We start from the raw sequence: 23955 nt of genomic DNA, 5'->3' as shown, positions 1-23955 counted from the left end.
TGATGCATGCAAGCATCAGGCTGTCAAACATCGATATATGTTCTGCGTCCGTATTCGGTAAAATTACAGCAAATCCGCCCGAAAACAGCAGATACCGACACGGGAAGTGCCGACAGAGGTTTGTCACATCCGTAGTCGGACCTCGTGCTTCTCAGCCGGTCGTCGACGGGACACCGGTGCCGCCGGCAGCCGTGTTCGCCGAGAGCTCATCGATCCGGGTCCGCAGAAACGCGAGCTCGCGGGTCGCATCCGCATCCCCCGGATAGTTTTCGAGGAAGGTCTGGACCGCCTCGTAGGCCTCCGTCCACTGTGCCGTTTTCTCGAGGTACACGAGCTCATCGAACTGGTAGTCCTTATCATTCGTGAGGCCGGCGGCCTTCGCCTGGTCGAGGCTTTCGCGGGCCACGTCCATATCACCGTCATTCAGCGCCTTCGTCGCACTTTCGATGTACTGTCGCGCGTCGAGCTGTGTCTGGAACTGGAGATATACCTCCTGATCTCCATTCACCTCACGCAGGGTTTCGATGATTTTCCGGGCCGCATCATAGTCACCGAGCATGTACTCGGCTTCCGCCTTATACAGCAGGATGTCATACTGTTCGGCACCGACCCGGCCCTTGCTTCGCTCCATCGCCTCATCGAGGGTCGTGATCGCCTCTTCATATTTTCCTTTTTCCACGAGATCGATGCCCTGCAGGCGGAGCTCCTCCACCCTGTTTCCGCAGCCGGTCAGCAGCAGGGCCACGCATCCGACCCATGCGGCCGTCTTCATTGGCTTAAGCATATGCATCGCCTGCACCTCAGTTCTTCCCGGTGGAGCCGAAGCCGCCACGGTCCTGGTTACCGAGGGCGTCCACCTCTTCAAATACGATGTGCGGCTGATGCTCGAAGATGCGGAACTGGCAGATCCGGTCGTTCACATGCAGCTCGGTATCGCGGGTCGCATACACCGGCATCCGGATGATGTCGTGATCACCGCAGTAGCTCTCGTCGATAATACCGAGAGAGTTCGTCTGAATCAGGCCGAAGTTCTTAAAGGTCGAGCTGCGCGGTGCGAGCAGCATCTCGTAGCCGTCCGGCACCTGTACGGAGATGCCCATGCTGATGAGGCGGAACTCGCCCTTCTGCAGGGTGACGTTCTCTGCGACACGGAGGTCAATCCAGTCGCTCTTTCCGGCGATGTACTCGAGCTTCTCGATCTCATCGGAATGATATTTGATACGCATTGTTTTTTCCATCATGCTGTCCTTCCTGTGAAGCCGCCTTCATCTGATCTGAGGCGGAGCTGTACGCTGTGTAGATGCGAGGTTCACTCACTGGGCTCCTCCGCCGGCATCTGCCGGCGTATCGTCCCCGCTGTCTGCCGTTCCTTCTTCCGGCGCGGTCTCCTCGGCATGGCCCATGATATCCACGACCTCGTCATGGACCTCCTGCTTGATCTCTGCCTCGACCTCCGGATTCAGGTCCGGAAGCTCCTGGATGGAGCTCACGCCGAAGCGACGGAGAAACTCCTCCGTGGTCGCAAAGAGCGCCGGTCGTCCCGGTGCATTGAGGCGTCCGACCTCATACGCGAGCCCATACTCGACGAGACGGTTGACCGCATGGTCCGAGCTGACGCCACGGATACGCTCGATCTCCGCCTTCGTGACCGGCTGCTTATAGGCGATGATGGACAGGGTTTCCATCACGACGTCGGTCAGTACCGGCTTCTTCGGCTGCTTCGCCACACGGATGAGTGCCGGATAGCAGTCCGGATCCGCGGCCATCTGGTAGCGCTTCTCGAGCCGCCTGATCACCATGCCGCCCTTGCGTTCCTCATACTTCGCGATGAGCCGCTCGACCGCATCCTGCGCGATCTTCTTTCCTGCATTGAGGGCCGTCGCGATCTCATCGAGGCCGACGGAGCGTCCCATCGTAAACAGCAGCGCTTCGACGATGCGCTCCTCCTCGAGAAGATCTGCGGAGAACTCCTGATCGATTTCCTCGGCCAGCTTCTGTGTTTCCGCATCGAGTCCGACGGAGGCATTGTCCTCCTGTGCTGCTGCGGTGCCGGTATCTGCCGTGGTGGCCGGCGTCGCCGTTTCCACCGTCGTATCCTCCGCCCTCGTCTTCTGCTCTTCCTTTTCCATCAGTCAAAATCCTCCAGTCCCTTCATGTCGAGCTCGTCATCCGAGCCCTCCGGGCGTTCCACCTCTGCGATATCGAGGTCACCGAACGGCTGCTCCTGTACGGCCGTGATGCGACCCATCTTCATCAGCTCCAGGATAGCCAGAAAGCTGACGACGACCTCCATCTTATCCTTTTTCTCTGCCACCATGTGCCGGAAGGAGACGCGATGATGACCGCGGACATACTTCAGCACATCGCGGATGCGGCCTTCCAGCGAGATTTTTTCCCGCTTGATCACACCGAAGCGCGAGCGTACCTGATCGACCGACTCGTCTCTCCGCTTCATGACATCCTCGAAGATCTTCCGCATACGTTCGAGGGTCACATCCTTCAGCAGTGCATCGAGATCGATCGGCGGTACATATTTCTCAACCTCCTTCGGGATCGTCGGCGGCTTATAGAAGTAAAGCTCTGCCTGATCCTCCTGGTTTTCGAGCTGCTCTGCCATGTACTTATACTTCCGGTACTCGAGCAGACGCGCAACGAGCTCTGCACGCGGATCGACCTCCTCACCGGTCTCCTCATCCACCTCCTTCGGAAGCAGCATGCGCGACTTGATTTCGAGAAGCGTCGCCGCCATCACGAGGAAATCCGAGACGAGATCGAGATCTTCCTCCTCCATCGTCGTGATGTAGTCCATATATTCTGCCGTGATCTGCACGATCGGGATATCGAAGATATCGATCTTATCGCGCTCGATCAGATGCAGCAGCAGGTCCAGCGGACCCTCAAATTTTTCCAGTTTAAATCTTAATTCCTGTGCCATTCTTTTTCCTGTGCAGGGCCGGTGCCTTCCGGCAGCAGTGTGATCACGGAGATCTCCGGCTTATCGTTGATGCGGATGTTGATCGAGTGTGTACCGAGTCCGCGATTGATGAGCAGTATGCCCTCTCCCTCCCGGAAGATGCCGGCGCACTCCCGGACGAAAAACTGAAACTGCGGCGTCATCAGCGCGCCGATCCCTGGAATCCGGATCGTACCGCCATGGTAGTGACCGCTGAGGACCAGATCCTCTCCATGTCGCAGTGCCTCATGCCCATACATCGGCGTATGCAGCAGCATGATCGAAAACTTCGTTCTGTCCGGCGTACCGACCTTCGCGCGGATCTCCTCTTCCCGAAGCGGCTTCCGCGGGTGCGTCAGCATGTTCCGGAAGTAGCTGAGATCCAGGGTCAGTCCACTGAGTTCGAGCTCATCGAGCACCACACAGTCATCATCCAGTACATGGACGCCCTTCAGCGCTTCCTCGAGTCGTGCATAGTCTGCCCGGGCCATATCCTGTATATATGTATCATATTTCGCCCCACTCGTGCAACGCACGATTCCGGCTTTCTCCCGCAACCGTGCCTCATGGTTTCCGATGGCATAGTAGGTCGGATAGCGCTTCCGGATGGCCTCCAGAAAGCGGCAGCTCACCTCGACACTGTCCTGGTGTCGATGGCCTGTCCATGGCCGGACCTTATGACAACGGATGAAGTCACCGCCGATCAGTATGAACTCTGGATGCTCTGCGTCGATCGCTTCCAGCAGGCGCTGATTATCCTTTCCGAACTCAACCTCATGAAGATCCGAGAGGAAAACGAAGCGATGCGGCCGTCGGATACGGCTGGAACAGAAGCTGTATCTTTCCGGCATCAGTATACTTCTTTCGTGCTTTGATATAGTTGTAAGAATGGCTGGTATAATCAGCAGTAATAATATAATGAGCATTCTCAGCATTCTCTCCCACCCTCGTTATATATAATAAATTTAAAGAACATTATTTATCTGTTTGATATCCTCTCCTCAGCCAAATCCTATTTCTGAAAACCACGCTCGCTGGCTGTTTCAAACCGGTTCGATGTGCCTTTTATTTTCCGATACAATCCCAGGAAAAAATAAAAGAAGGACGGTATCCACCATGAGCTCCAAGCGAAAGCGTTCATATGACAAAATGATTTCCTACGCGCCTTTCTGGCGTACACTGCACAGAAAAAATCTGACACAGTATGATCTCGTCGCACATATGAGCATCTCCAGCAGCATGATGCAGCGTCTGCGTTCGGACGCACCGATTTCACTGAAATCCGTCGCCATGCTCTGCGACTATCTCGACGTCGTTCCGTCGGAGATTTTCACCTTCCTGCCAGAAGATGTTCCTACGCTGCAGGATCTGTAGAGCGTCCGGGACTCGATGAGACGACACAAGCAGCTGACGAAAGTCAGAAGACATGCATGAGAAAAGAGCTGTCTGCGGAGATCATCCAGCAGACAGCTCTGCATTTATACGCATTCGGTATCGGCCGGCTCCGTCACGGACTCCGCCGGATGCTGGATCCGGTGCAGGATATCCATGAACTCCTTACCGGTGATGGTCTCCCGCTCGATCAGGAACGCAGCGATCTGGTCCAGTGCCTCACGGTTCTCACTGAGGATCCGCTTCGCCTCCTCATAGCAGGACTTCAGCACCTGCATCACCTCCTGGTCGACGGCTGTCGCGGTATCATCACCACAGTTCATCACTGTCCGTCCGGTATTGAGATACAGGGACTCCTGACTCTCGAGACCCATCAGTCCGAAGCGCTCCGACATACCGTACTGCGTTACCATCGCACGTGCCAGCTTCGTCGCCTTCTCGATATCGTTGGCAGCGCCGGTCGTCACCGTATCAAATACGATTTCCTCTGCTGCACGACCCGCCAGGAAGGTCACCAGCATCGCATGAAGCTCTGCCTTCGTGTTCAGATACTTCTCTTCCTCCGGCACCTGCATCACATAGCCGAGTGCACCCATGGTACGTGGTACGATGGTAATCTTCTGTACCGGCTCCGCATCCTTCTGAATCGCGGAAACCAGCGCATGTCCGACCTCATGATAAGAAACGATACGACGCTCCTCCTGACTGAGGATACGGTCCTTCTTCTCCTTACCGACGAGCACGACCTCGACCGCCTCGAAGAGGTCCGCCTGGGACACCTTCTTACGACCATGCTTGACCGCCGTGATGGCTGCCTCGTTCATCATGTTTGCGAGATCTGCACCGACCGCACCGGAAGTCGCCAGTGCAATCTCGTTGAAATCGACGGAATCATCCAGCTGCACATCCTGTGCATGCACCTTCAGAATATTGACACGTCCCTTGAGGTCCGGCTTCTCCACGACGATACGACGGTCGAAACGGCCCGGACGCAGCAGTGCCGGGTCGAGGATTTCCGGACGGTTCGTCGCACCCATGACCATGATCCCCTTCGAGGCATCGAAGCCATCCATCTCCGACAGCAGCTGGTTCAGGGTCTGCTCGCGCTCCTCGTTTCCACCGAAGCGGGTATCTCTCGTCTTACCGATGGCATCGATCTCATCGATGAAGATGATGCACGGTGCCGACTGCGTCGCCTGCTTAAACAGATCACGCACACGACTCGCACCGACACCGACGAACATCTCGACGAAATCCGAACCGGACAGACTGTAGAACGGCACCTGTGCCTCACCGGCCACGGCCTTCGCAAGTAAGGTCTTGCCGGTTCCAGGAGGGCCCACCAGCAGGGCGCCCTTCGGAAGCTTCGCACCGATGGCCGTATACTTCGTCGGATTATGCAGGAAGTCGACGATCTCGATCAGCGACTCCTTCGCCTCATCCTCACCGGCCACATCCTTGAAGGTGACACCGGTCTCCTTCTGCATATACATCTTCGCGGTCGACTTGCCGACACCCATGATGCCGCCGTTTCCGTTTCCCATGCGACGCATGGTCATATTCATGACGACGAAGATCAGAACAAACGGGAGGACGATGCTGATGAGGGCCTCCATGATAAATCCGGAATTGTCCGGTTTCTTCTTATAGATGACGACCCCATGCTCGAGCATACGGTCCACGAGCTTCTGCGCGTCTGCACCGACCGGCACGACATAGTAGCGGACATCCACCTGATTCAGGTACGGACTGTATTCACCGGCGCTGTCCGACGGCATCGACGCACCCTCCTTCGGGATGATCGTGATATCACTGTCGCCCCACTCCACCTTCTCGACCTGATCACTGTCGACCATCGTCACGAACTCTGTATAGCTGATCTCCTGCGTCACGCCCGTAACAAACGCGCCACGAATCAGCGTATATACGAAAAAGGTGATGACCGCAGCGATGATCAGAATCATAAATGTCTGACCCGAATGCCGGAAGCCTCGGCCGTCGTTCCCCTGGTTGTTATTATTCTCCATCTGTTCTCCATTTCTTTCACCCGCCGGAATCCTGTCCACCGGATGGCCCGCTGCATCTTTCCTCGGAATCCTCAGCACATATCATGCGCAGAAAACTTCCATTTTTGCAGTAAACATAATTATACGGAAGCCCATCCTCAAAATCAAGATTCCTTCTGTATACAGTTTATAAAACATAAACGTAAAATGCAGGATTTCAGCCGAAGAGGCCGCGGCGGGACGACAACGGATACCATACGGAGAGACCGTGTGAAATCAAGCCGGTCTCGTGGTATTGTGTATCCGTTGCCGCCCCTCCGCAGCCCCTGGATAAATCTTATCGTTCGATTTCGTGAATGAAAATACCGGAGCGAAGCTTCGGCTCAAACCAGGTGGACTTCGGCGGCATCAGCAGATGATGATCCGCGACATCGAGGAGTTCCGTAATCGCCGTCGGATGCATCGCGAAGGCGACCGCCGGACCGAGCTCCTCGAGGCTGCCATCCATCGCGTGTGCATAGGTATGCTGATTCACGCGCTTCTCCAGCTCTCGAAGTCCCCGGATCCCACCGACGAACTCGATACGCTTATCGGTACGCGGATCCCCGATCCCCAGCAGCGGTCCGAGAACCGTATCCTGCAGAAGCGATACATCCAGTGCCTTGACCGGATCGATAGACCGCGCCGACAGCAGTTCCGCGCGTGCACGAAGCAGGAACCACTCACCGCCGAGGTACATGCAGATCTCGCCCTTCACCTTCGGAGAAATCGGCTGTGTCAGATGGAACACCTGATAATCCTCCTCGATGGAGAACATGAAATCCTCCGGATCCATCCCATGAAGATCCTTGACGACACGGTTGTAGTCCATGATCTTCAGCTCCTTATCCGGGAACAGCACCGACAGGAAGTAGTTAAACTCCTCCGTGCCATCATAGTCCGGATGCGCCTCCCGACGTCGGAGACCGACCTTGACCGCGCTCGCTGCGCGATGATGGCCATCCGCGATATAGGTCGCCGGCACCTTCTCGAAAAGTGCCTCCAGCGTCGCTACCCGCTCGCTGTCTGCGATTCTCCATACCCGATGAGTGACGCCATCATCCGTCACGAACGCATAGAGCGCCGTTTCCTTCTTTACCTCCTCCACGATCGCCTGGATACCGGCATGTGCACGATAGGCGAGGAAGATCGGGCCCGTCTGCGCCGAGCAGGTATCCACATGGCGGATACGATCCTGCTCCTTCTCCTCCACCGTGTTCTCATGCTTCTTACAGATCCCGTTCAGATAATCATCGATCGAGCTGAGCGCGACGATACCGGTCTGTGCCCGTCCCTCCATCGTCAGCTCATAGACGTAGTAGCATGCGCTCGTTTCACGCACGAAGGTCCCATCTGCGATCTCTGCCTGCAGCATATCCGACGCCTTCTGGTACACCTCCGGCGCATACATATCCTGCGTTTCCGGGAACTGGGTTTCCGGTCGGTCAATGTTTAAGAAGGAAAGCGGATGGCCGGCCACCGCTTCACGTGCCTCCGCACGGGAATATACATCATATGGAAGTGCTGCTACCTCCCGAACACACGCGGCATCCGGACGGATCGCTCTGAAAGGTTTAACGGTTGCCATAAACTCCTCCTTTATCTCATGATAAATCCTCGGATAGCACTTACATCACCTTTCGTACACGGAGGATGCCATCGATGAGACCGAGATTGTGGAAGCCCTCCTCGGTCAGGTGCTGGTTGATGTCCATCAGCGTATACGCATAGTCACCACGGGACTTGTTCTGGAGACCGTCGATGTTGATGTTCGCATCGCCGAGGGCCTTCGTGATCTGTCCAAGCATGTTCGGGATGTTCCGGTGCAGGATAGCGATACGTCCGCCGCTGCTGCAGACACCCATATCGGTATCCGGGAAGTTCACGGAGTGATGGATGTTACCGTTGTCGAGGTAATCCTGTACCTCCTCAACTGCCATCACCGCACAGTTGTCCTCGGCCTCTTCGGTGGACGCGCCGAGATGCGGCAGGACGACGGCTCCCGGCATCTCCGCCGACTTCGGATTCGGGAAGTCGGTTACGTAGGCCTTTACCTTGCCCCTGGTCAATGCTTCTGCCATGTCATCGTCATTCACCAGCACATCGCGGGCGAAATTCAGGATGCGGACACCGTCCTTCATGCGTGCGATGGCCTCCTGGTTGATCATGCCCTTCGTACTGTCGACGGCGGGTACATGGATCGTGATATAGTCACACTTATCGTAGATTTCATCGAGGATCGCCGCGTGATGCACCTTCTGAGAGAGATCCCAGGCAGACTTCACGGAGAGGTACGGATCATAGCCATAGACCTCCATCCCGAGATCGACGGCGGCATTCGCGACGAGTACGCCGATCGCACCGAGGCCGATGACGCCGAGGGTCTTGCCCTTGATCTCACAGCCGGCGAAGTTCTTTTTTGCCTTCTCGGCATCCTTCTGGATGGTCGGGACATCGGCATGATCCCGGATCCACTGATTGCCGCCGATGATGTCACGGCTCGCCAGCATCAGCCCCGCGATCACCAGCTCCTTCACGGCATTTGCATTAGCACCCGGGGTGTTGAATACGACGATGCCCTGCTCGGCACAGCGGTCGAGCGGGATGTTGTTGACGCCGGCACCGGCACGTCCGATGGCACGGAGCGTCGGCGGAAAGTCCATCGCCTTCATATCGGCGGAGCGCACCAGCACGCCAGCGGCGTGGTCGATCTCGTCCACCAGGGTATAGCCCTTCCGGAAACGTCCGGTTCCGACACGGCTGATATTGTTTAAGCAGTAAATTTCACGATTCTTCATGATGTTCGTCCTTTCCGTATGGGCACCAGCGTCATGGCCGGTCCGCGTGTTCCTCCGGTATGGTACCGCATCGCCGGCAGAAGCATTCGCCGCTGCCTTCAACGCGTTTCTTATCGGTTATTCTTCTCAAATGCATCCATGAACTCGACGAGCTTAACGACGCCCTCCTGTGGCATCGCGTTATAGAGCGATGCACGCATACCGCCGACGGTACGGTGACCCTTCAGGTTCTTGAAGCCGGCTGCGGATGCCTCTGCGATGAACTTCGCATCGAGGTCAGCATCGCCGGTAATGAACGGGATATTCATGAGGGAACGATCCTTCGGCGCGACGGTGCCGCGGAACATCGTCGACTGATCGAGGTAATCATACAGGATCTTCGCCTTCTGCTCGTTCCGCTCCTTCATCACGCCGAGGCCGCCCATCTCCTTCAGCCACTTGAATACAAGGCCGCATACATAGATGTTGTAGCATGGCGGCGTGTTGTACAGAGACTTCGCATCGGCATGGGTCTTGTAACGGAGCATGGTCGGGGTGCCCGGAAGCACGTCCTCACGGATGAGGTCGTCACGGATCACGACGATGGTCACACCGGCCGGACCCACGTTCTTCTGCACGCCACCCCAGAGGACACCGTACTTCGAAACATCCATCGGCTCGCTCAGGAACATGGAGGAGACGTCGGATACAAGGTCCTTGCCCTTCGTGTTCGGAAGCTCACGGATCGTGGTTCCGTAGATCGTGTTGTTCTGGCAGATGTATACATAATCTGCGTCGTCATCGATGGCGAGGTTCTGAAGATCCGGGATGTAGCTGAAGGTCTTGTCGGCTGAGCTGGCGACTACGTTCACCTTACCGTACATCTCCGCTTCCTTTGCGGCCTTCTTCGCCCACTGGCCCGTCACGATGTAATCGGCCACGCCATGGCGCATCAGGTTCATCGGCACCATCGCAAACTGCGTGTTTCCTCCGCCCTGCAGGAACAGTACCTTATAATTCTCCGGTACCCCGAGCAGCTCTCTGAAATCTGCCTCGGCTGTATCGATGATCGCCTGAAAGTCCTTCGAGCGATGAGACATCTCCATCACGGACATCCCGCATCCATGATAATCCAGCATCTCCGCTGCCGCTGTCCGAAGAACCTCTTCCGGTAAAACTGCTGGTCCCGCACTGAAATTATAGACTCTGCTCATCGCTATCTCCTTTGAATCGTGTATTTGAAGGTTTCCCTTGATTAGGCATATGATAGCACCGTTGCACTTTATATAGTATATAAATAATTTTTATGTATCGGCTTTTGTACAATCCGGGCATAAAAAAGCCCGGTGCAGATGCACCGGGCAAAAGATGTTCCTACGCGGACTCGAACCGCGACCACCGGCGTCGGAGGCCGGTACTCTATCCAGTTAAGCTATAAGAACCTATTCGGTTTTACGAACTTGTATATTATAAGTCATTGGCCCGAAAAATACAAGGAAAGAATGCGGAGGCGAGATTTTGAAAATTATTTTTGTTGAAACAAATTTCCGATAATGCTATGATAATGCCGTATGTACTACTGTGATTTTGTTTCGGTGGACTACTGCTTGAGAGGAGAAAACGAGTATGCAGGACGATTACATTACCAAAATACGCTCCGCCTATAATCAGTTTACGAAGGCGGAGAAAAAAGTAGCGGATTACATTCTGGAAAACCCGAAGAAGGTACTTTTCATGTCGATTTCCGACCTGGCCGGTGCCTGCGACGTCGGCGACACCTCCGTCTTCCGATTCTGTAAGACGATGAATGTGAAGGGCTATCAGGAGTTTAAGATGATGCTCTCGCTCAGTATGCGCGCAAGTGAGTCCCCGCTGACGGATACCGAGGATACGACCATCACCCTCGAGGATAACATCTCTGAGCTCGCGAAGAAGGTGCTGTCGGAGAATGTTTCCGCGATTCAGGAAACCTATTCCCTCATCGATGTGAAGCAGATGACGGCAGCGATGGATGCCCTCAGCAGCGCGAAGCGCATCGTCTTCTTCGGTGTCGGCACCTCGATGCTGACCGCGATGAAGGCCATGAACAAGTTCCTTCGCATCGAGCCGAAGGTCATCTGTAACATGGATGCGAACATGCAGCTGATCACCGCGTCGACGCTGACCGATCAGGATGTCGCTCTCATCTTCTCCTATTCCGGTTCGACGAAGGATACGGTCGAGATCGCCCGTTCCGCGAAGGCCGCCGGTGCGAAGACGATCGTGATCACCCGCTTTACGAAGTCCCCGCTCACCGAGTTTGCGGACATCATACTGCTCTGCGGAGCCAATGAAGGCACCCTCCAGAACGGCTCCACCTCGGCAGAGATCTCGCAGCTCTTCCTCGTGGATGTGATGTACAGCGAGTACTTCCGTCGCCACTATAAGCGCTGCAAGCCGAACTGGGACAAGACGGCCCACTCCATCGCTGATAAAAACTACTGATCTATAACCACCGAAGAAGGGCAGCCTCACGAGGCTGCCCTTCTTCGATTCACTCCTCGCCTTTTGACTTTTTCCGGATTTCTTCGATCTTATCGCGGTATTTCATCGCATCCTCGAAGTTGAGCTCCGCAGCAGCGGCACGCATCTTCTTCGACAGCTCACGGATCAGCTTCTCGATCTCCTGATGCGTCATCGACTCCACATCCTTCTCTATGCCATGCGGATCATCCACATCGACGGCCTTTCCGATCGCGATCAGATCAGCGACCGCCTTATGGATCGTGGTCGGTGTGATACCGTGTGCTTCATTATACGCCATCTGGATCTTCCGGCGTCGCTCGGTCTCATCGATCGTATGGCGCATGGAATCCGTGATGGTATCCGCGTACATGATGACATGGCCATCCGCATTACGCGCAGCACGGCCGACCGTCTGGATGAGCGAGGTCTCCGAACGGAGGAAGCCCTCCTTATCCGCGTCGAGGATGGCGACGAGCGCGACCTCCGGGATATCGAGGCCCTCACGGAGCAGGTTGATGCCGACCAGCACATCGAACTTATCGAGACGCATGTCACGGATGATGGACGCGCGCTCCAGGGTGTCGATGTCCGAGTGGAGGTAGCGTACGCGGATATCGGCGTCCTTCAGGTACTTCGTCAGGTCCTCCGCCATGCGCTTCGTCAGGGTTGTGACGAGAATCTTATGCTTTCCCTCGATCTCACGATGGATCTGGGCGATCAGATCATCGATCTGTCCCTTCGTCGGACGCACCTCGATCTCCGGATCCAGCAGGCCGGTCGGACGGATGATCTGATCCGCCCGGAGAAGCTCATGCTCCGCCTCATACTCGCCCGGCGTCGCCGACACGAAGAGCATCTGATCGATCTTCTGCTCGAACTCCGTGAAATTCAGCGGACGGTTATCGAGGGCTGATGGCAGACGGAAGCCGAAATCCACGAGCGTCTCCTTCCGGGAGAGGTTTCCGTTATACATGCCACGTACCTGCGGCAGTGTGACATGCGACTCATCCACGATGACGAGATAATCATCCGGGAAGTAGTCCATGAGGGTATATGGCGGATCTCCCGGCTTTCCGAAGCTTAAGTGCCGGGTGTAGTTCTCGATGCCGGAGCAGAAGCCGGTCTCCTTCAGCATCTCGACATCATAGTTCGTCCGTTCCGCGATGCGCTGTGCCTCGATCAGCTTATCGTTATCCTTAAAGTAACGGACCTGCGCCTCCATCTCCTGCAGGATATTCTCGCACGCACGGTTCAGCTTCTCCTGCGGGATGACATACGGGCTCGCCGGATAGATGACGATGTGGTCCATGACCGCCGTCGCCTTCGCGGTGAGTGCATTGATCCTCGTGATGCGATCGACCTCATCACCGAAAAACTCGACGCGGTACGCCTCCTCGCCCTCCGACGCCGGGAACACGTCCACGACATCGCCCATCACGCGGAAGGTACCACGCTTGAAGTCGATGTCGTTCCGGTTATACTGGATATCGATCAGCTGACGGATGAAGTGATCCCGGTCCTTCCGGGCACCGTTCCAGACGGAGATCGCCATGTTCGCATATTCCTTCGGCTCACCGAGACCGTAGATGCAGGAAACCGAGGATACGACGATGACATCATCACGCTCGTTCAGGGAAGCCATCGCCGAGCAGCGCAGCTTATCGATCTCGTCATTGATATCCGAATCCTTCTCGATGTAGGTATCGGTCGATGGCAGATACGCCTCCGGCTGATAATAATCATAGTAGGAAACGAAATACTCGACCGCGTTCTCCGGGAAGAACTCCTTCATCTCGGAATACAGCTGTGCCGCCAGGGTCTTGTTATGTGAGATGATCAGTGTCGGCTTCTGCAGTCGCTGGATGATGTTCGCCATCGTAAAGGTCTTGCCGGAGCCGGTAACACCGAGCAGGGTCTCGAACTGATTTCCCTGCTTGAAGCCGAGCGTCAGCTTTTCGATGGCCTGCGGCTGATCACCGGTCGGTGCATAGTCAGAATGAAGCTTGAATTCGTTGTGTTCCATAGCGCCCTCCAAATCGTTTTTTCAGTATAGCACAGAAGCGCTGCATTGAACACTTGTTTGGCGTGCTTTCAAGATTTTCTGTCATGGACAGCGGAGGCCGGAGGGGCGGCAGCAGAAACACAGTACTCCGAGCTCGGAAGACTCTAAGTCGGGACCCCTAAGCGGCACTAGGCCCTCTGCTGCGTTCATGTCTTGCATAACCGATCGGTATTGGAACTCGGCAGATAATAATGTAGAGTTATGGGTGTAGAATTCTGATGTAGGCATTGGCCTGCGATTTAAATACAGAGAGCCGCAAAGGATGCGGGGAGGAATGTCGATGAATGCAAAGATTGTGACGATACCGGGAGATGGCATCGGTCCGGAGATCGTGGCCGAGGCCCAGAAGGTGCTCGAGAAGGTAGCCGAGGTCTATGGTCACCAGTTTACGTTTGAGAAGGTGTTGATGGGCGGCTGCTCCATCGATGCATATGGTGAGCCGCTGACGGATGCGACGGTCGCGGCCTGCCAGTCCGCAGATGCCGTGCTCATGGGTTCGATCGGCGGCAAGGTGGGCCAGTCCCACTGGTATGAGCTGCCACCGGAGAAGCGTCCGGAGGCCGGGCTTCTGAAGCTTCGGAAGTCCCTCGGACTGTTCTGCAATCTCCGCCCGGCGCATCTCTATCCGGAGCTTCGGAGGGCGTGTCCGCTGCGCGAGTCGATCGCAGAGCAGGGCTTCGACGTGATGATGGTGCGTGAGCTCACCGGTGGTCTCTACTTCGGCGCACGGAAAACCGAAACCGTCGATGGTGAGGAGGTCGCAACCGATACGCTCGTGTACCACGACTATGAAATCCGCCGGATCGCAAAGAAGGCCTGCGAGATTGCAGAGAAGCGCCACAGCCATGTGACCTCCGTGGATAAGGCCAATGTTCTCGATTCGTCCAGACTGTGGCGGAAGGTCGTTACGGAAGTGGCGGCGGAGCATCCGGATGTACAGCTCGAGCATGCACTCGTGGATTCCACGGCGATGCAGCTCGTTCGGAATCCGGGTCAGTTCGATGTTGTCGTGACCGAGAACATGTTCGGTGACATCCTCTCCGATGAGATGGCAGAAATCGCCGGCTCCCTCGGCATGCTGCCATCCGCTTCCCTCCGCGAGGACAGCTTCGGTCTCTATGAGCCGTCCGGCGGATCGGCACCGGATATCGCCGGTCAGAACATCGCGAATCCGCTTGCGACGATTCTGAGCGCAGCGATGCTGCTCCGCTACTCACTGAATCTCACGAAGGAAGCCGACGCCATCGAGGATGCGGTTGCCGAAGCACTTCGCACCGGCTTCCGCACCGGTGATATCATGGAAGATGACGTAGAGGGTCTCACCTGCCTGCACACCGACGAGATGGGGGATAAGATCGCCTCGCTCATCAGATAACGAAGCTTCCGAGCCCGAGTATAAAAAGAGGACTACCACCGGCAGTCCTCTTTTCGTATACGTTTTTAATCCCCAAGCAGATAATACAGGAGCATGATGATCGCGATCACGGCGATCGTGGTCAGCGCTACCTTGATCCAGCTGATCGGCGTCTTGCCGGATACCTTTCCGGTCTGTCCGTTGACCATGAAACGATAGATCTTATCCTGGTAACGGAAGCAGGAGATCCATACCGGAAGCAGCAGATACTTATACGTTACATCGGCATACTTCGCCTCGATGCTGACTGAACGAACATCATCCGGGTTATGCTGATCACGGATATCATCTTCTGCAAGCTCATGCATCTCTTCATCCATGATGCTCTGCGCCTTCGGCCAGGCATCCGTCAGCTTCAGCGTATAACGCTCGGCCATAAAGCCGGCCAGATACTGCGGCTTGTATGGCTTCACATCATCTGTACGATACGGCTCCACCGACTGAAGTATATTCTGATCATAGCGATCCGAAGCGGTCACCAGCACATCATCGAAGAAGTGCTCGATCTCGCCGCTGCAGCCATACCAGTCCGTGACGATCTCGGTTTTCCCATCGTCCTTTTTCACGGTACGGTTGATACCATACTCACCGGTATAGTCACCGCTTGCCTCTGCATCGAAGGTCCAGTACGGCACATACACGCCATGGAATTTATCCGGCTCCGCACTCTCCTTCGCCAGCTTCGGGCAGAAAAACTTATGCCCGATCCAGGTCTTAAAGAGCTCTGCCGCACGCCTTTGATCGACATCGAAGGTCACCACCCCACCCGGTGCCATGATCTTCTCTTTCTGATCGCCGGCTTCCATCACCTGGGTAGATCCGCAGTACGGACAGACGTTTGCGATGGCGTTTGCGTCGTACATGATTTCCGCGCCACAGGACTTACAGATGACCGTCTTCGTCGCCGTACCCCAGTCGGTCGTCGCGGTGTCCTCCTTTCCGGTATAGGCATGCTCTGTCGCGACGAATCTGCCCTCATCATCGATCGTGCCGCTCTCCTTCGCTTCCTCCTCATGCTGGATCGCTTCGGTATAATCACAGTATGGGCACTTCAGCCCACCGGTCGATGGATCAAATTCGAGCGTTCCACCACACTGCGGGCACTTTCGATCCGTCTCCTGCAGGGTGTTCGTCATCGTGGTCTCGCGATCCTCGGCAGCGGATCCACTCGCGCGGTTCGTTACATTGGTATTCGCCTGTGCCGTCTGCATCTCTGTCCCTCCTTCCATTCTCATATGTATCTTCGATCTCACATTCGTCTCTCAAAGAGAAGACTTCGGAGACGCTGTCGCAGAATCCACCCTCCGAATGCCCCTGTTTCAGATACATATACAAAGTGCGATGTACATTCGGACATCGCACCACAAATCTACTGCATCCGCTTACGCCTTCGGTGTTCCACAGTTCGAGCAGAAATTACCTGTATTGCCCTGATGTCCGCACTTCGGGCAGGTCCAGGTCGACGGCTGTGGCTTCTGGCTTCCACAGTTCGAGCAGAAGTTGCCCGTATTCACGGTTCCACATGCACAGGTCCAGCTGCCTGCCGGAGCAGCGGCAGCTACGCCAACACCTGCGGCCGCCGGTGACGGTGTCGTCGGCGGTGTCTGCTGCGGTGCGCCACCCATACCATAGAGCTGCTGACTGTTCATTCCACCGACCATGTTCGCCATGTTCATACCGGCGAAGGCCAACATCGGTCCGGTCGCGGTATTGTTCGCCGCATCCTTCATCGCCTGTGCCTGCGCAGCTGCGATCGTTGCGGCTGCCATCGTCGGATCCTTCAGTGCTGCGTTCATCTGAAGCACCTTGATGCGCTCTGCATCCTCGTCCGAAATCGTCGCGGAGCTGAGACCGAAGGCTGCGATTTCGATACCGTAGTTCTGTCCCCAGGTATTCGAAAGCTCCACATCCAGTGCCCGTGCGATGTCATCTGCATGCGCCGGAAGCTGTGAATAACGTACGCCCTGCTCGGATACAGCAGCGAATGCCGGCTGCAGTGCCGTAAGCAGCTCCGTCTTCAGCTGGCTGTCGATACGATCTCTCCGGAACTCATCGCTTACGTTTCCGCAGAGCTTCTTATAGAACAGGATCGGATCGGCCAGACGATATGCATACTCACCATGGCAACGAACCGCAACATCGGTATCGAGGTTGATGTTTCGATCGATGATACGGAACGGAATCGGATTCTGTGTTCCATACTTGTTTCCGATGATGTCCTTCGTGTTGAAGAAGTAGATGCGCTGGTCCGTCGCGGTATCGCCTCCGAACGCCACACGCTTCTTCCATGTATTGAAGGAATCCACGATACCCTTCTTCAGTCCACCATAGAAAATCGACGGCTCGGTCGACGCATCCCATACAAACTTACCCGGCTCGGCACTGACCTCTACGATCGCACCGTTGTCGACGATGATCATACACTGACCTTCGTTCACCGCGATGATCGCGCCGTTCGTGATGAGGTTATCTGACTTCTTCGTATTAAATGCTCTTCTCGCCTGCCGCGCCTCGCCCTTCTTCATGAGGACGTCTTCTGTCAACGCATCGCAGTAAAAATATTCACGCCACTGATCCGAAAGAACAGATTCCGCAGCGCCTAAACCAACCTGTAAAAGGCCCATATTATTTCCTCCTTTTCGATAATACTCCGTCGAAACGGTTTCACGGCCATACTCTAGCTTTATTATAAGCGAGAACGCGGAAACGCTCAATCAATATCGGTGAAATCGAGGAAATTAATTTCAACTCTATATTTTCAATGATCCTCCGCTTTTTCATCATTCCGGCATTCATCCAGGCGCTGCCGAAGAAGCGCCACTGTACTGTGCTTCGTTTTCACGCACAGCTTGCGCACACCAGCGCTTTTTTCTATAATAATTGAACTTACACACTACTATTCTCTTCCAGGAGGTACACCATGGAAAAAATCGCAAGCTTTACCATCAATCACGAGAAGCTGGAGCCGGGCATCTACGTTTCCAGAAAAGATAAAGTCGGCGCCGAGACCCTGACGACCTTCGATCTTCGTATGACGAGACCGAATCGTGAGCCGGTCATGAATACCGCCGAGCTTCACACCATCGAGCACTTAGGTGCCACCTTCCTCCGAAACGACCCGGAATGGGCCGAGAAGACCATCTACTTCGGACCGATGGGCTGCCGCACCGGCTGTTACGTCATCTTCGCCGGCGATCTCAGCTCCCGCGACATCGTATCCGTCATCACGCGTATGTTTGAGTTCATCCGCGACTTCCATGACCCGATCCCGGGCGCGGCACCTCGCGACTGCGGAAACTACCTCGACCAGAACCTCGGCATGGCAAACTGGCTCGCGAAGCGCTACCTCGACGAAACGCTCTACGTGATCGATGACACGCATCTGGTGTATCCGGCCTAAAGCAAGCATGGAGGCAGAAAGGTTTTTTTAGCCATTGCCTGCGGTGTTAAAAATCAAAAACGGAACCCTAAGTGGCACTAGGCCCTCTGCAAACGACTGAGTTTTCTTTATGAAAACTCAGTGTTGCAGAGGGTGCTAAGGAAAATAAATCCAAGTGCCACTAAGGGTTCCGTTTTAAGATTTTTATACATCCTCGGCAGAGTCACAAAAACCTTTCTGCCTCTATGGTGCTTCTGCTGCCGGCCCTTCGAGGCCATGGCGAAACGAATAGCTTCCCCGCTCTTCTGACCGATTACTCCGCCTGGCGCTTCTTCACGAGGCCGAAGATCGTCACGGCGATGGCAATCGGACACATTACCTTCAGGACCGGGAAGGAGAAGCTCAGGATACGATACAGTCCGGCGCTGGAAATCACGAAGCTGAAGATCGCGAAGCCGAACAGCCAGGTCTTATAGCTGATCTTCGGCACCAGCTTATGGAAATACTCCGAGCCGCTGGACAGCAGTCCGCAGCAGACGTTGAAGCAGGCGATGAAGAAGATGAGTCCGGCGATGATCTGTCCCGCCGCACCGAAGCACTGCTGGATCGCATACGACAGGATACCGGCACCGGTTTCCGTCTCGGTCAGGAGTCCCGGAACGCCACTCGAGATCGCACCGATATAGGAGGTTGCGAAATATACAAGAGCCAGCATGACACCGGCGATGAGCCCGGCCTTCACCGTTTCACCTGCGATCGCCCGACGATCATGCACACCGAAATCCTCGATGTTCATCGCGATGACGAGTCCGAAGTTGAGCGCCGCCAGGATATCCATCGTCTGATAACCGGTCATGAAGCCGGTCATGATCGGATGCTCCTGATAGCCGATGGTGGATGGCGCTGCGACCGTCACCGGCAGCTTCATCACGGTTCCCACGAAGGTGACGACGATCAGTATGACCAGAATCGGCGTCATGATTCTGCCCAGGATATCCTTCAGCTTATTCGGGTGCAGGGCCACGAAGGTCGCACCGGCGAAGAATACCATGGAGTAGAGAATACGTGCCATCATGAGGACCGATCCGCTCTCAGACGGCAGGAACTGTGCGACCGCCATCTCGAAGGAAGTACTGCAGGTACGCGGGATCGCGACAAAGGGGCCGATCATCAGGCAGATGAGGACCGTAAACACTGATGCAAACACCGGATGGATCATCGAACCGAGCTTCACGAGATTATCATGCTTCGCGACGGCAGCGACGGCCAGAATCGGGAAGCAGACGGCGGTGATGGTCAGTCCGACCATCGCCAGAACCGTACTGCTTCCAGCCTGTGCGCCGAGAAGCGGTGGAAAAATCAGATTACCAGCGCCGAAGAACATAGAGAACAGCATGAAGCCGATCGTGATCGTCTGTCGAAATCCTAGTTTTTGCATAATTGCCTCCTCTAATAAAAAAATTATAGCAATTATAATCCCTATTTATCTATGGAGGCAAGTGTAAGTTTAAATCATCAGAAATGAAATCCCGGAATGGCCTGTGCCCAGTCGCTGATGCCGATGATGGTCTTCGCAAAATCCGATACCATGAGCGAGGTGTTCGGATCGTCGATGTACTTGAAGACCTCGCGGGCCGGCTTCGCGACGAGCGAGGCACCATCTGCGCCGACGGAAGACAGTCCGAAGTAGAGTCCATCCTTCGTTTCGGCGGCATTGTCCAGCTGACGGGAAAGCATGTAGGCATCGATGTCCGGGTTGTTCTCGACGATATAGTGGCCATAGGCGACGGCCGCCGCCTGCTCCATCTGTGCGTCCTGTGTAAGCTTCCGGACGGAGCTGAAGCCCTCCTCGGTCATGAAGATATTTCGTACCTGACCGAGCTTATCCAGCATATACTGACTGTGCATATAGTTCGTCAATACCGAAAGGTTTGCATAGCTGATGACCGGTGTGGTGAGGTCGTTCGTCACCTTGCCAGAGGAGAAATCATCCCAGAAATTCGGATCGGTCAACGGATACGGGTACGGATGGATCGCCAGTGCCCAGTTGGTCTTTCCCTCCTCCTGATCGATAAACATAAAGTTATCCAGCACATCCTTTCCCGGATACTTTCCGACCGATCCGGCCTCCGGTCGGATCGTCCAGTACTGATCCAGCGAGAACATGACATTATCGCTCGCCGAAACCGATTTGATGGCGGTATAGAACACACGGAAGGTCCGCTGGAAAATCCGCGTATAGTCCCGGACACTGTAATTTCCGACATAATTCCAGTACTGGTTATTGATCTCGTTTCCGATAACCCAGTTTGTGATCTTTCCGTACCCGTTATGCCCGTTGTAGCGGCTCGCAAGGAAGGTCGCCATCGCCTTCACCAGCTGGAAGCCATCCTCGGTTTCGACATTGAAGCCATAGTACAGCGCCGCATCGCTCGTGACCACCTTCGTGCCCGGACGGTAGAGCGCCGGCTGCGTCGGATTCCATCCATTTACGAGGTTTACCGTGACCGCCACCCCTGCGCCTGAAAGACGGCTGATCTCCTGATCCAGCTGCTGAATCAGGGCCGAATCGAAGGAATAGACTTTTCCATCATAGTTGTAGCTGACGCCGGTGCCGAAAAGCTGTGCGGTTGTGACCGGGATAAAGGCATGCTTGATCCCGAGGTCGATGGCATCATCGAGGATGTTCGGATCCACCAGCAGTCCCTTCTTCCCGCGGTTCAGCGCCGGCGACTGGTCTGCCGCGATCAGCTCCGGATTCCCGATGTAGCAACGGTTCGATACGATCTGATAGCCGTTCCCACTGGCGATGGCAACTACGAATGCATCATAGGTCCGAAGACTGTTCGGGCCGTCCTGCAGGTCTGCCGTGAATTGAAGACTGCCGTTTCCGACCTCCTGCACCGCCAGATAGTCTGTCCGGCCATCGAGGTTCATCTGGTACGGCTTCACCGCAAAGAGGTACAGCTGCTGCCCGCTGCCGACGAGTGACGCTGCATCGACCGTGATATCGATGACCGCCGGATTTGCGGTATCGATCTCCGCCGACTGCACCGTCGCGTAGTGGGCGCCAATGCTCTGGTCCTGTGCGATCGCCGCTCCGCCCGTCGGTAGCGCTGCCGCTGCGCTCTGTCCGGCAGTCGCACTGTTTCCACCGCCCGGCAGGCTCATCTGGTACGCCGACACATCGACACCGCTGGCTGCCACGCTGCCTGCCACCGCCGTACCAGCACACGCAAGCGTCATCGCACCCGCCAGCACCAGTGCCGGCAGAAGCCTTCCTGTATCTGATGTTCGATATGAATCTTTATGTACTACATGATGTCTCATTCTCTCATCCTCCAAAAAAGCGGAGCCCTTTCGGTGCTCCGCCTCCATTCGTATTTCATATACCCATTTTACGGATGCAGCTACGCCGAAATCTTCAGCGCCTTCAGCTCCTCCTGTACACGTTCATACTCCGCCTTCATCTGCTCATAGGTCTGGTCATCCACGAGGCCGAAGTAGTAATCCTCGTAGAGCTTTCCGTCATGATCCAGATAGACGCGGATATCATAGCAGCGGTTCAGGAAATCATAGCCCGTACCATCCGCGGTGCAGCTCTCATAGACGTCCTCCGGGAGCATCGTCAGATCCTCGCCGATCTTCGCCAGCTTCTTCTGGACACGATTATGGATGCCCATATCCTGTCCCTCGACGAAGGAATTGATATAGAAAATCACATCCGTGCTCTCCATCGATGTGGACTCCAGATGGAAAGCCGCGTTGTCGCGCACGATAAAAGCCGTTTTCGTCTGACGCGAAACCGGATCATTGACCTTACCTGTGATATAGTCGCTGTCGACGACCAGCTTTACCGGACTCTCCAGCTTGTTGGCGATCGTACGATTCGCCGCGAGTGCCGTCACCACCATCATGCAGGAAAGCATGGCCGTCAGCATCAGCACACGTATACCTCTCTTAAAAACCATGATTACTCAGGGCTCCTCTACTCAAAAAAGTGAAAAATCAAATTTGAAAATTCACTTTTTAATATCTGTTTCTTGCATTATAAAGAAAAAACGGGAAGTGTTCAAGACACTTCCCGTTTTTGTAAGTTTATTGTAAGGAACGCCCCGGCGCCTGTGATGAACACAGACCGGCGGCCCCGCGCTTAGCTGAAGATCTTTACGAAGTTCTTCTTACCACGCTGAACGACGACGCCGTCCTTGAAATCCTCCGCGGTGAAGCTCTTCTTCACATCGGTGATTTTTTCCCCAGCGACCTGCACACCGCCTTGCTGCACATTCTGACGAGCCTCGGATCTCGACTTCGACAGGCCGGAAACGAAGAGCATACCGCAGATATCGATGCTGCCATCGCGGTAATCCTCTGCCTTCAGGGTGTACTTCGGCATATGCTCACTGTCGCCACCGCCGACGAAGATCGCCTTTGCGGCTGCCTCTGCCTTCTCCGCCTCTTCCTTACCATGGACGAGATCGGTGAGGGAGTATGCGAGTCTCTCCTTTGCCTTATTGAGGTCTGCGCCCTCCCACTTCGCCATCTCCTCGATCTCCTCGATCGGGATAAAGGTGAGCAGCTTCAGGCACTTGATGACATCGGCGTCATCGACGTTTCTCCAGTACTGGTAGAACTCATACGGTGTAGTCTTATTTGCGTCGAGCCATACCGCACCACCCGCGGTCTTGCCCATCTTCTTGCCTTCCTTGTTGGTCAGCAGGGTGATGGTCAGCGCATAGGCATCCTTGCCCTCCTTCTTACGGATCAGCTCCGTACCGGCCAGCATATTGGACCACTGATCATCGCCACCGAACTCCATATTGCAGCCGTAGTCCTTATACAGACGGTAGAAGTCATAGCCCTGCATCAGCATGTAGGAAAACTCCAGGAAGGTCAGGCCCTGCTCCATACGATTGGTATAGCAGCGTGCACGCAGCATATCATTGACCGAAAAGCACGGTCCGATCTCACGCATGAAATCCAGGAAGTTCAGATTACGCAGCCAGTCGGCGTTATTGACCATCTGGGCCTTGCCCGGTCCGAACTCGATGAAACGGCTCATCTGCTTCTTGAAGCACTCACAGTTATGATCGATCTGCTCGATGGTCATCATCTTACGCATATCGGAACGACCGGACGGGTCACCGATCATACCGGTACCACCGCCGACCAGGGCGATCGGCTTATTGCCGGCCTCCTGCAGACGCTTCATCAGGGTCAGTGCCATAAAGTGACCTACATGCAGAGAATCTGCCGTCGGGTCAAAGCCGATATAGAAGGTCGCCTTCCCGTTATTGACCAGATCACGAATCTCCTTCTCATCGGTAACCTGCGCAATCAGTCCTCTGGCTACCAGCTCCTCATAAACACCCATTTTACTTGCTCCTTATAAATCACATCTTTATAAACTTCAGGCTTCATCCCCTAC

General features: G+C 55.2%; 20 protein-coding genes and 1 tRNA gene. 4 read left to right on the top strand and 17 right to left on the bottom strand.

Annotated elements, in window-relative coordinates; genetic code table 11:
- Positions 1 to 151: 151 nt before the first annotated feature.
- The 5 genes from ACTQ52_RS01995 to ACTQ52_RS01975 form a co-directional block, all read right to left on the bottom strand.
- Positions 152 to 784 carry a tetratricopeptide repeat protein gene (locus ACTQ52_RS01995; protein WP_410042529.1) on the bottom strand — a complete coding sequence of 211 codons (633 nt, stop codon included), beginning with the start codon at positions 782 to 784 and terminating at the stop codon, positions 152 to 154.
- A gap of 16 nt (positions 785 to 800) precedes the next feature.
- A complete protein-coding gene (locus tag ACTQ52_RS01990; protein WP_441981731.1) occupies positions 801 to 1238 on the bottom strand; it encodes a dUTP diphosphatase in 438 nt (145 codons plus the stop codon).
- Positions 1239 to 1313: 75 nt separating this feature from the next.
- Entirely contained in the window at positions 1314 to 2129 is an 816-nt protein-coding gene (scpB, locus tag ACTQ52_RS01985; RefSeq protein WP_441981621.1) for an SMC-Scp complex subunit ScpB, read from the bottom strand.
- Positions 2129 to 2935 carry a segregation and condensation protein A gene (locus ACTQ52_RS01980; RefSeq protein ID WP_410042527.1) on the bottom strand — a complete coding sequence of 269 codons (807 nt, stop codon included), beginning with the start codon at positions 2933 to 2935 and terminating at the stop codon, positions 2129 to 2131. Before ACTQ52_RS01980 ends, scpB begins: the two co-directional genes overlap by 1 nt.
- Positions 2920 to 3804 (bottom strand): metallophosphoesterase, encoded by an 885-nt coding sequence (locus ACTQ52_RS01975; RefSeq protein ID WP_441981620.1) that lies wholly within the window; start codon positions 3802 to 3804, stop codon positions 2920 to 2922. Before ACTQ52_RS01975 ends, ACTQ52_RS01980 begins: the two co-directional genes overlap by 16 nt.
- Positions 3805 to 4069: 265 nt before the next feature.
- On the opposite strand from ACTQ52_RS01975, the gene ACTQ52_RS01970 reads away from it, so the two are divergent.
- Complete coding sequence (locus ACTQ52_RS01970; RefSeq protein WP_441981619.1) at positions 4070 to 4327, top strand: helix-turn-helix domain-containing protein; 258 nt, start codon at positions 4070 to 4072, stop codon at positions 4325 to 4327.
- A 104-nt stretch (positions 4328 to 4431) separates the two neighbouring features.
- Here the strand turns inward: ACTQ52_RS01970 and ftsH are convergent, their stop codons facing one another.
- The 5 genes from ftsH to ACTQ52_RS01945 all read right to left on the bottom strand — a co-directional run bounded on the left by ftsH (position 4432) and on the right by ACTQ52_RS01945 (position 10609).
- Positions 4432 to 6372 (bottom strand): ATP-dependent zinc metalloprotease FtsH, encoded by a 1941-nt coding sequence (gene ftsH / locus ACTQ52_RS01965; RefSeq protein WP_441226094.1) that lies wholly within the window; start codon positions 6370 to 6372, stop codon positions 4432 to 4434.
- 316 nt (positions 6373 to 6688) lie between these two features.
- Positions 6689 to 7978, bottom strand: coding sequence for a DUF1015 domain-containing protein (locus tag ACTQ52_RS01960; RefSeq protein WP_410042523.1), 1290 nt, complete (start codon positions 7976 to 7978; stop codon positions 6689 to 6691).
- Positions 7979 to 8018: 40 nt separating this feature from the next.
- Entirely contained in the window at positions 8019 to 9188 is a 1170-nt protein-coding gene (locus ACTQ52_RS01955) for a phosphoglycerate dehydrogenase (RefSeq protein WP_441981618.1), read from the bottom strand.
- A 110-nt stretch (positions 9189 to 9298) separates the two neighbouring features.
- Positions 9299 to 10381, bottom strand: a complete 1083-nt coding sequence (gene serC / locus ACTQ52_RS01950; protein ID WP_410042521.1) for a 3-phosphoserine/phosphohydroxythreonine transaminase — start codon at positions 10379 to 10381, stop codon at positions 9299 to 9301.
- Positions 10382 to 10536: 155 nt separating this feature from the next.
- Positions 10537 to 10609 (bottom strand) — tRNA-Arg (locus ACTQ52_RS01945).
- Between the two features lie 184 nt (positions 10610 to 10793).
- On the opposite strand from ACTQ52_RS01945, the gene ACTQ52_RS01940 reads away from it, so the two are divergent.
- Entirely contained in the window at positions 10794 to 11651 is an 858-nt protein-coding gene (locus tag ACTQ52_RS01940) for a MurR/RpiR family transcriptional regulator (RefSeq protein WP_410042520.1), read from the top strand.
- Between the two features lie 49 nt (positions 11652 to 11700).
- Here ACTQ52_RS01940 and uvrB read toward each other — a convergent pair whose 3' ends face one another.
- Positions 11701 to 13695, bottom strand: coding sequence for an excinuclease ABC subunit UvrB (gene uvrB / locus ACTQ52_RS01935; RefSeq protein WP_441226097.1), 1995 nt, complete (start codon positions 13693 to 13695; stop codon positions 11701 to 11703).
- Positions 13696 to 14014: 319 nt separating this feature from the next.
- Between uvrB and leuB the strand changes: the two genes are divergently transcribed.
- Positions 14015 to 15109: a 3-isopropylmalate dehydrogenase gene (gene leuB / locus ACTQ52_RS01930; RefSeq protein ID WP_441981617.1), complete on the top strand. Its 1095-nt coding sequence runs from the start codon at positions 14015 to 14017 to the stop codon at positions 15107 to 15109.
- 65 nt (positions 15110 to 15174) lie between these two features.
- On the opposite strand, the gene ACTQ52_RS01925 is transcribed toward leuB, so the two are convergent.
- Together ACTQ52_RS01925 and ACTQ52_RS01920 are read right to left on the bottom strand one after the other, a co-directional pair.
- Entirely contained in the window at positions 15175 to 16383 is a 1209-nt protein-coding gene (locus ACTQ52_RS01925) for a hypothetical protein (protein ID WP_441981616.1), read from the bottom strand.
- A gap of 147 nt (positions 16384 to 16530) precedes the next feature.
- On the bottom strand, positions 16531 to 17772 hold the full coding sequence (locus ACTQ52_RS01920) for an SPFH domain-containing protein (protein WP_410042516.1): 1242 nt from the start codon (positions 17770 to 17772) through the stop codon (positions 16531 to 16533).
- Between the two features lie 296 nt (positions 17773 to 18068).
- Here ACTQ52_RS01920 and ACTQ52_RS01915 point away from each other — a divergent pair, with 296 nt between their 5' ends.
- Positions 18069 to 18548 carry an S-ribosylhomocysteine lyase gene (locus tag ACTQ52_RS01915; RefSeq protein WP_410042515.1) on the top strand — a complete coding sequence of 160 codons (480 nt, stop codon included), beginning with the start codon at positions 18069 to 18071 and terminating at the stop codon, positions 18546 to 18548.
- A gap of 292 nt (positions 18549 to 18840) precedes the next feature.
- On the opposite strand, the gene brnQ is transcribed toward ACTQ52_RS01915, so the two are convergent.
- The 4 genes from brnQ to tyrS all read right to left on the bottom strand — a co-directional run bounded on the left by brnQ (position 18841) and on the right by tyrS (position 23901).
- Positions 18841 to 19965 (bottom strand): branched-chain amino acid transport system II carrier protein, encoded by a 1125-nt coding sequence (brnQ, locus tag ACTQ52_RS01910; protein WP_410042514.1) that lies wholly within the window; start codon positions 19963 to 19965, stop codon positions 18841 to 18843.
- A 77-nt stretch (positions 19966 to 20042) separates the two neighbouring features.
- Positions 20043 to 21857, bottom strand: coding sequence for a DUF5722 domain-containing protein (locus tag ACTQ52_RS01905; RefSeq protein ID WP_441226100.1), 1815 nt, complete (start codon positions 21855 to 21857; stop codon positions 20043 to 20045).
- Positions 21858 to 21937: 80 nt separating this feature from the next.
- Positions 21938 to 22498: a hypothetical protein gene (locus ACTQ52_RS01900; RefSeq protein WP_410042512.1), complete on the bottom strand. Its 561-nt coding sequence runs from the start codon at positions 22496 to 22498 to the stop codon at positions 21938 to 21940.
- A 182-nt stretch (positions 22499 to 22680) separates the two neighbouring features.
- Positions 22681 to 23901: a tyrosine--tRNA ligase gene (gene tyrS / locus ACTQ52_RS01895; protein WP_410042511.1), complete on the bottom strand. Its 1221-nt coding sequence runs from the start codon at positions 23899 to 23901 to the stop codon at positions 22681 to 22683.
- Between the last annotated feature and the right edge of the window lie 54 nt (positions 23902 to 23955).

The sequence above is a fragment of the Oribacterium sp. Sow4_G1_1 genome, from assembly GCF_052116105.1.
Lineage (GTDB): Bacteria > Bacillota > Clostridia > Lachnospirales > Lachnospiraceae > Oribacterium.
This window is presented reverse-complemented; position numbering and strand designations above follow the sequence as displayed.